The sequence below is a fragment of the Belnapia moabensis DSM 16746 genome (assembly GCF_000745835.1).
GTDB lineage: Bacteria > Pseudomonadota > Alphaproteobacteria > Acetobacterales > Acetobacteraceae > Belnapia > Belnapia moabensis.
Map to the genome: position 1 here is coordinate 1 of NZ_JQKB01000143.1, position 7,826 is coordinate 7,826.

At 64.8% G+C, this 7,826-nt stretch carries 7 protein-coding genes and 2 pseudogenes; 4 read left to right on the plus strand and 5 right to left on the minus strand.

All coding sequences use genetic code 11. The features are described from left to right. The 3 genes and pseudogenes from EP26_RS28510 to EP26_RS28525 all read right to left on the minus strand — a co-directional run. Nucleotides 1-1,054, minus strand: a pseudogene (locus tag EP26_RS28510) (IS3 family transposase); the annotation flags it as partial. 66 nt (nucleotides 1,055-1,120) lie between these two features. Next, nucleotides 1,121-1,408 (minus strand): annotated as a pseudogene (locus tag EP26_RS28520) (hypothetical protein); the annotation flags it as partial. Between the two features lie 189 nt (nucleotides 1,409-1,597). Then, nucleotides 1,598-1,975 carry a hypothetical protein gene (locus EP26_RS28525; RefSeq protein ID WP_157033895.1) on the minus strand — a complete coding sequence of 126 codons (378 nt, stop codon included), beginning with the start codon at nucleotides 1,973-1,975 and terminating at the stop codon, nucleotides 1,598-1,600. A gap of 507 nt (nucleotides 1,976-2,482) precedes the next feature. On the opposite strand from EP26_RS28525, the gene EP26_RS28530 reads away from it, so the two are divergent. Then, nucleotides 2,483-4,438, plus strand: coding sequence for a PHA/PHB synthase family protein (locus EP26_RS28530; RefSeq protein WP_052389808.1), 1,956 nt, complete (start codon nucleotides 2,483-2,485; stop codon nucleotides 4,436-4,438). Nucleotides 4,439-4,512: 74 nt separating this feature from the next. Here the strand turns inward: EP26_RS28530 and EP26_RS28535 are convergent, their stop codons facing one another. Both EP26_RS28535 and EP26_RS38355 read right to left on the minus strand, forming a co-directional pair. Next, entirely contained in the window at nucleotides 4,513-5,562 is a 1,050-nt protein-coding gene (locus EP26_RS28535; protein WP_211259599.1) for an alpha/beta fold hydrolase, read from the minus strand. 43 nt (nucleotides 5,563-5,605) lie between these two features. Further along, a complete protein-coding gene (locus EP26_RS38355) occupies nucleotides 5,606-5,728 on the minus strand; it encodes a hypothetical protein (protein ID WP_281177133.1) in 123 nt (40 codons plus the stop codon). Between the two features lie 431 nt (nucleotides 5,729-6,159). Between EP26_RS38355 and EP26_RS28540 the strand changes: the two genes are divergently transcribed. The 3 genes from EP26_RS28540 to EP26_RS28550 form a co-directional block, all read left to right on the plus strand. Then, entirely contained in the window at nucleotides 6,160-6,807 is a 648-nt protein-coding gene (locus EP26_RS28540) for a phasin family protein (protein WP_043344386.1), read from the plus strand. A 188-nt stretch (nucleotides 6,808-6,995) separates the two neighbouring features. Then, the gene (locus EP26_RS28545) at nucleotides 6,996-7,463 is read left to right on the plus strand and encodes a hypothetical protein (protein WP_157033896.1); all 468 of its coding nucleotides are present in this window, start codon (nucleotides 6,996-6,998) and stop codon (nucleotides 7,461-7,463) included. 129 nt (nucleotides 7,464-7,592) lie between these two features. After that, a partial coding sequence (locus EP26_RS28550) for a transposase (RefSeq protein ID WP_043344389.1) occupies nucleotides 7,593-7,826 on the plus strand: 234 nt, incomplete at its 3' end.

Consider the following 7,826-nt stretch of genomic DNA (forward strand, 5'->3'; position numbering starts at 1 on the left):
CGGATGAAGCGCTCCGCGCAGCCGTTGCCCTCCGGCGCGCGCACGAAGGCGGGCGAGTTCTCGATGGACAGGAAGCGGAGCTCCTTCTGGAAGGCGTCCGACATGTACTGGCTGCCGTGGTCGTGGCGGACGCCGAGGCCCGCCGCGACGCCCTGGGCGAAGCCGCCGAAGTGGCGCCGGACGCCTTGCCGGACGGGCTCGAGCGCCTCGAAGCGGTTCGCGTGACGGGCGGCGTGGATGCCAACGCATTCGGCTGAGAAGTGGTCGGCGGCGACGAACACCGCCGCCTGGTCCTCGCCGGTGATGGTCGTGGTCAGGTCGGTGCCCCACATTGCGTCCACCGCCTCGGGGATGATGGTGCCGTCGTGACTGCGCGGGCCGCGGGGCGAGCCGACCCGCGAGGGGGCGAGCAGGTCGTGCTCACGCATCAGCCGCAGCACCCGGCGCCTGGAAGTGCGCACGCCCGCGTGGCGCAGCCGGGCCCAGACCTTCCTGTGCCCTTCGCCGTGGAAGGGGCTGGAGGCGAGCACGGCGCGGATCGCCTCCACCAGCGCTCCGTCCGGCATAGCCCCGACCGGACCGGGGCGCCGCGGCGGCGCCTGCCGTGACGGAGCGCGGAACCGATAGACGGTGGCGCGGGCCACCCGCCAGACCTGGCACACCGGGGCCAAGCCGTAGGGCCTGCCACTGCTCGGGGATACTGTCTGGCTCATGGCTTCCGCCTCCGCCGGGCCAAAGGGTGCCCGTCCTCCAGGACGGAGATCTTGGCCTCGAGCAGTTCGCGCTCGAGCAGCATCTCGCCGAGCCGGGCCTTCAGCCGCTCGCTCTCCAGCGCCTCCCCGCCAGCGGGACGGCTCGCCAGGCTGGCCTCGCCGGCGGCCAGGAAGGCGTCGCGCCAGCCGCTCAGCGTCGCTGCGGTGACGCCCAGCGAGCGCGAGACCGTCTCCAGGTCCTCGCCCCGCAGCAGCCGCAACACGGCGTCGCGCTTGCGACCCCGCGACATCCGCCCGCCCCGGCCAGGACCCATGGCGCCGCTCGCCGTCTCTGTCGTCATCACCACCTCTCCGCGGACAGGGTCCGCTAACGAGGTGTCTCAGCCAACCGTGGGGCAGAGGACAGCGCCCTTCACCCGCACGTAGGTCTTGTCCGCCCTCCATGAGCCGTTGCTCATGCGCAGCTGCGGTCGGAGACGCTTCTCGATCTCCGGCGCATATGTCTGCATCCAGCGGAACACCGTGGTATGCGCCAGCTCGACGCCGCGGTCAGCCAGCATCAGTTCGAGATCGCGGTAGCTCACCGGGAACATCAGGTACCAGCGGACTGCCCAGAGGATCACCTCTGCAGTGAACTGCCGCCCCTTGAAAGACTGATCCGGTGTCACCGAGGCCACTCGCCACCGTCTCACCATGTCCCAGCTTGTACCTGTCCGGGACGGCTCCGCAAGGACGCAACAGAACCTTCTACCTGATGTTCAATGAGCCACTCCCTTTGCTCGCCTTGGTGCCTGGTTTGAGATGCTGGTGGCATCCTCGCATGCACGGAGAACACATCCACGTGGCCGGGTTTTCGCAGCACCAATGGACGAATCAGCTGCCGCTTAGATATAGACCGGTTCGACGTAAATGGGCGTGTAGGGGTCATAGATCGGTTCGATGTAGACGGGCGCGTAGGGGTCATAGACCGGCTCGACGTAGATGGGCGCGTAGGGGTCATAGAGCGGCTCGACGTAGATGGGCGCGTAGGAGTCATAGACCGGCTCGACGTAAATGGGCGCGTAGGGGTCATAGACCGGTTCGACGTAAATGGGTGCGTAAGGGCCAATCCAGACTTCTGGCTCGGCGTAGACGGGCCCCGGATAGGTTACAAGCACCTCCCCGTAGGGAGCCGGCTCCGGGAAGGCTATGATCATTTCGCCGTACATAACCGTGTCCTCCTTATTCCTCAGCAGGAGAACACGGTAGTGCGGCGACGGCATGTCGTGGCGATGTTCGCAGTAAGGCAAGCGGGGCCATCCAAACATGTACCGGAGGTGTTTGCTCAGACGCGCGCGACAACACCGAAGAGGCGGCTGAGCAGCGCTCCGAAGCGCAGCAGCCCCTGGGTCGCGGTTAGGCAGACGCAGTCCACTGCCCCTTCGCCGGCCAGTCGAAGGCAATGCTGCCACCGGGCTGGCGCACTATGCTACTGCGGATGAGCTCACTGCCGTAGCCGGCCGGAGCGGAAGGCTCGGTAACGGCCGGACCGCCTCGTTGCGATAACCAGGCTTGGCTGGCAGCATTGGAAGGGTCCCGCTGCGCCCCCCTCGTGACGATATGGCGGGGCTTACAGACGGTTTCCAACTTAGCTGACCCTGGGACGTTGCTGAGTCTCTGATGGCGTTGCGATCGGACCGCCGGGCGTGCCGGGAATGCTGCGGCGGGGCCATGAGATCGAGGCGTGCGCGACACAGTGCAGACGGGACCACCGACGAAGGGGAAACGCCATGGCAGGCCAAGGCATTGGCGAGAAAAGCGGACACGGGCAACCGGGCGAAGAGGGCGGGAGCACTTCGCCGGGACCCGACGCGATGCTTGGGGTCTGGACCTCCTGGGTGGAGGCGATGTCGGGATCGGCGGGTTGGAATTGGACCAACCATGCCAAGCCCTGGTGGCAAATGACGACCGATCAGCTCAGCGGCAGCGCGCTCGCCGGCGGGGTAGCGCAGCTTGGCAACATGTTGGCCAAGGACCCATTCTTGCGGTCCGTGGATCAGATGTGGAACGCCAATCCGCTGCGCAACGTCGTGCCCGTGGATTGGGCGGAGGTCGTCAGAGCACTCCGCACGGTGTGGCTGCGCTCTCTAAACCGGCCCGGCGCGGCCATGGCGGCAATGGAGCTGAACGCAAACCTGCTGCGCTCGGCCGTGGAAGCCTGGAACGAGGCCGGCCTGCGATGGTGGGGTGTAGAGCCGGCGGGAAGCAGTGCTCCTGCCATCGGCGGCGACAAGCGGTTCGCCGCCCCGGAGTGGCACGCCAACCCGGTCTATCGTACACTGAAGGAAGCTTATTTGCTCGCCTCCGACTGGCTGCTGAAGCAAGGCGCTGAGCAGGCGGAGGGCGTGGACGAGGCGGAGCGCCGGCGGCTCGACTTCCATCTGCGGCAGTTTGTGGACGCCATGAGCCCGGCGCTGCTGCTTGCCTCGAACCCGGCGGCGCTGCGCCGCGCGATGGAGACCGGCGGCGCCAGCCTCGCTAACGGCGCACGCAACCTGGCGGCCGACCTAAAGGAAGGGCGGCTCAGCATGGTGGACGCCGCCGCCTTTGCGCCTGGGCGCAACTTGGCCTTGTCGCCGGGCAAGGTGGTCCACCGCAACCGCCTGCTTGAGCTGATCCAGTACGAGCCGACAACCGAGACGGTGCACCGGACGCCCCTGCTGATCATGCCGCCCTGGATCAACAAGTTCTACATCCTCGACATGCAGCCGAAGAACAGCATGGTGCGGCATCTCGTCTCCCAAGGTTTCACCGTGTTCATGGTGTCATGGAAGAACCCCGACGCCTCCATGGAGGACATAAGCTTTGAGGATTACATGGACCTTGGCCCGCTGGAGGCAAGCGATGTGGCACGCGAGATCACTGGCGCTAAGTCCATCAATGTGATGGGCTATTGCATCGGCGGCACGTTGCTCGCCCTAACCCTCGCGTGGCTAGCCCGGAAGAGGGATAAGCGCTTCAATGCAGCGACGTTTATGGTTTCGCTGCAGGACTTCACGCGCGTGGGCGACACCGCTGTTTTCATGGATGAGCCAGCCATGGATTTGGTCGAGCAGCAGATGATGGAGCGTGGCTATCTCGACAGCCGAGAGATGTCCAAAATGTTTAACCTGCTGCGTTCAAACGACCTGATCTGGGCGAACGTAGTGAACAACTATCTCATGGGCGAGAAGCCGCCGGCTTTCGACTTGCTCCATTGGAACAGTGATGGAACCCGCATGTGCCGTGCCGCACACGCCTGGTACCTGCGGAACACCTACAAGGAGAACAACCTAGTCGTACCAGATAAGATCGAGCTCAAAGGCGAACCCATCGACCTGGGGCGCATCGAGCTGGACGCTTATGCAGTTGGCGCCGAGAAGGACCACATCGTTCCCTGGGACGCTGCCTGGCACATCACGCGGCTCTTCGGCGGCAAGGTGCGCTACGTGCTTGCCTCCTCTGGCCACATCGCTGGCATCATCAACCCACCGGGTGGCAAGGGCGCCTACTGGACCAACGAGGCGCAAGCGGCAACGCCGGAGGAGTGGCGCAAGGCGGCCACGAAGCACGACGGCAGTTGGTGGACGGATTGGTCGGCTTGGCTCGTGGCGCGCTCGGACGGACGAGATAGACCGCCGGCCATGGGCAGCACCGCGCATCCGCCAATTGCGGACGCGCCGGGCACCTACGTGCTCGAGAAGTAAGAAGACGCGGGCGCGTTCTCCAGCACCAGCTGCTCCGGGGGCCTGTCCGCCCCACACCGCGGAGGGCGGCGTCGTTACGCTGCTCGGGCTGAAGCTTCAGAGGCCATTCGGAGCGACACGGCTGATTCGCTGGGCATTGGTACGAGCAGCTTGGCGGACGTCCTGGCAATTAACTGAATAGCCTCGACAACTTGCTCTGGCTCGGAGTGGTGGACCATGTGCCCTGCACCCTCGACGATCCGCAGCGCGCTGCCCGGGATGGTGGCGTGCAGGCGCTCAGCATTGCGCTTCCAGACAACCTTGTCGCCGTCTCCTGCTAGGATGAGTACAGGCATCCGGAGGTCGGTGTAGCGCCGGCGCAAGCCCAGCGCACCTGGGATCATCAGTGCGCCATCGACCGAGGTGGCGCGGATCTGGGACGGCCGCAGTGCCATCGCGTCTGAGTATTCGCGCCGGAACCGCTCGGGGACCGAGGCCGGCGAGAACATAGCGCGCTTCTGCAAGGGCATGAGGAGCCGCCCCAGCCACGGCGAGACCGTGTAGCGTAAGATATCCCCAACCACCGGAATCGCACCCACAGTGACCAACAGCACATCGGGCCGCAGGGTCCAGAAATAGTAACCGGAAAGCAGTACGAGGCCCGCCGTGTCAGCTTGGTGCCGCACCGCCAGCGAAAGCGCCACAATGGCACCCCAGGAGTGGCCCACCACAACCGGACGCTCGATACCCAGCAGCTTGAGCGCCTTGTGGAGCAGTTCGGCCTGCTGCGTTGCCGTCCAGCTGCGGCTATGTGGGCGCTCGCTGTGACCAAAGCCGGGGCGGTCGAAAACGATGACCCGGTGTGTTTCCAGCAGGCGCTCGGCGACGCCGCTGGTATCATAGTCGTCGCCAGACACCACGTTACCATGGATAAGGACAATCGGTTGCCCGGCACCTCGGTCGGTATAGTGCAGTCTGACGCCGTCCACATCGAGGAACGTACCCCGAGGTGGATGTTGACGCTCCGCCCGGCGCGCGACGGTGCGGTTCACCAGGGCAAGTGCGCCGAGAGCAGTGGCGGCCATTCCGCAGGCGAGCGCCGTCCGACTCCCGAGAAGGGTTTTGGCTGCAGCGAAGAAGTTCAATGCTGTACTCCTAAAATAGCTAATCGTGCCGTTCCGACCGGGGTCAGTCGATTTGGGACGCCTGCGGCAAGCCGTCGAAATCACCCGCATCGACGGCAATGCGGACGGCGCACTTGATAGCCAGTAGCGCGGCTAAGCCGGTGAAGAACAATGTTGTTTCAATCATAGATTCGGTCCTTACGTGCGCCCCTCCCGAAACCCAGACCAGAAATAATGCTGCGCTGCAGCAAAACTAATCACGATTATTTTTCATTGGGGCAGCCCCTCGTGCAACCAGCCACGATCCGCAGCGGAGAGGATCGGCGTCGAATGCGAATCTCGAACGGTCCCTGAAGTTTGCCGCAGCTGCCCAAGCCGGAAACATCTCTTCCAAACCAATCGCACATCTTCAAACGAGATGCATCAGTTAATAGCAATGAAATATAAGGCAGGAAAATCCCCGTTTGTTGACGCGGCTGGCATACAAGAAAATTGCAACAAGTCCTTCATGGAGTTTTTAAATTTTATCCCTTGCGCCACAGCGCGTACTAGCGCAAAACTCGATTGTGCGGTGCAGCAATGCTTGGTGCACTATAATTATATTTACAGGAGACCCACATGGTCGATATTAACAAGCCGCAGGACGTTCGCGCAGCCGCCACCGCCGATGCAGCCGTCCGTCGCGGTGCCGAGGCTGCCCACCAAGGTGGCCACGCCACCAATGAGGCGCTGCGCCAGAATGCCGAGGTTGGCGCCGACATGGCGCGCAAGGGCACCGAAGCCGGAGCCGATGCGGCTCGTCGCGGTGCAGAGCTTGCGAACGACACGGCGCGCCGGGGCACGCAGGCAGTCACCGACGCTCAGCGGCAGATTACTCAGGAGGCAGCCCAGCGCTTTGAGGAGGTCAGCCGCAAGGTGGCCGAGGCGGCCCGGGGCACAAGCGAGAACGTGCGCCAGCTGATGGCGTTGCCGAACGCCGCCGAAGGCGGGCTGCGCGATCTGCAGCAGGGAATGGCGGGTTTCGTCGAGGGCGTGATGCAGACCAACCTGCGCGCGGCGCAAGAGCTGTTCCGCCTTGCCAACCCGGCGCCGATCGTGGAGCTGCAGCAGCGCTTCGTGCGCGAGTACACGGACACCTTGCTGCGCAACACCGCCACGCTGGTTCGTGCAACGCGTCGCACCGCCGACGAGACGCTTCGCCCGCTCGAGGAGCAGATCCGCCAGGCCGACCAGGGTCAGCAGCGCTCCCAGGCGGCGGCGGAGTAAAGCCGGCTCAGGATCCGCGAAGATCCTGAGCACAGAAGGAAGCGGCCGGGGCGCTACGGGTGCCTCGGCCGTTCTCCTATCACCCAGACGACTAGACGCGCCGGCATTGCCAGCCGCCTCCGCGGCGCTCAGCCAGCTCTCCTGCCATAACGGCAGCGTCTGGCGCCACGGAAAGCATGGAGCGGAACATGGAGAAGACCAAGCACAACCTCGCTGGCTTGGTAGAGGAAGCCGCTACCAACATCCGCCATTTGATGACCGCCGCGTCGGGTCCTAACACGGCTGGACAGCAAGTGCAGGACACACAGCGGGCCGCATCGCTCCTGTTCGACAGCGTGATGGCGACCAACAAGCGCTTCGCCGAAGCGCTGCTGGATAACGCCAAGCCGAGCCCGGCGGTGGAGCTGCAGCGACGCTTCGTGGGCGAGTACTTCGATGCACTGGCACGAGGCGGGACTTTGGTACTGCGTGCAGCGGGCGAAGCGGCTCAACAGTCCTCGCAGCAGCAGACGCGCGACCGCGACCAGCAGCGGGACGGTGGCGAAGCGGCCCCCGCAGCGAGGTCCGAACCAGCCCCGAACAAGCGAATCCGACGCTCCCGCTCGCAAGCATCGCGCAAAAACGGGAACCTCACTCGCGGGAAAGCCGCAGAGTAGACGCTAGACCATGTAACTGGGCTAGGTGACTAACCCGGATTATGCGCGAGGGCTGACGGGCATGGCGCAAGCCGTTGTGCGGACGTAGAATTTGGCTACGACACTCAAACCCAGCCGCGTCCGGAGACCATGCCCGTCACGGTTGAACCTACCCCGCCGCTGCCCGGCCTGTCATCGGTTGGCGGCAAGCTCCTGATCGCCCGCTTCGACGGCGGGCAACTCTCCTCCGACGGCGGCCTGCTGGCCTTGCGCGAGGTCGAGCGCCGCCTCGGCATTGCCGACCGGCTGGCAGCCTGCATCGACGACCCGCGCTCGCCGGAGCGGGTCCGGCACCGCCTCGCTGCCATCTTGCGCTTCCGCATG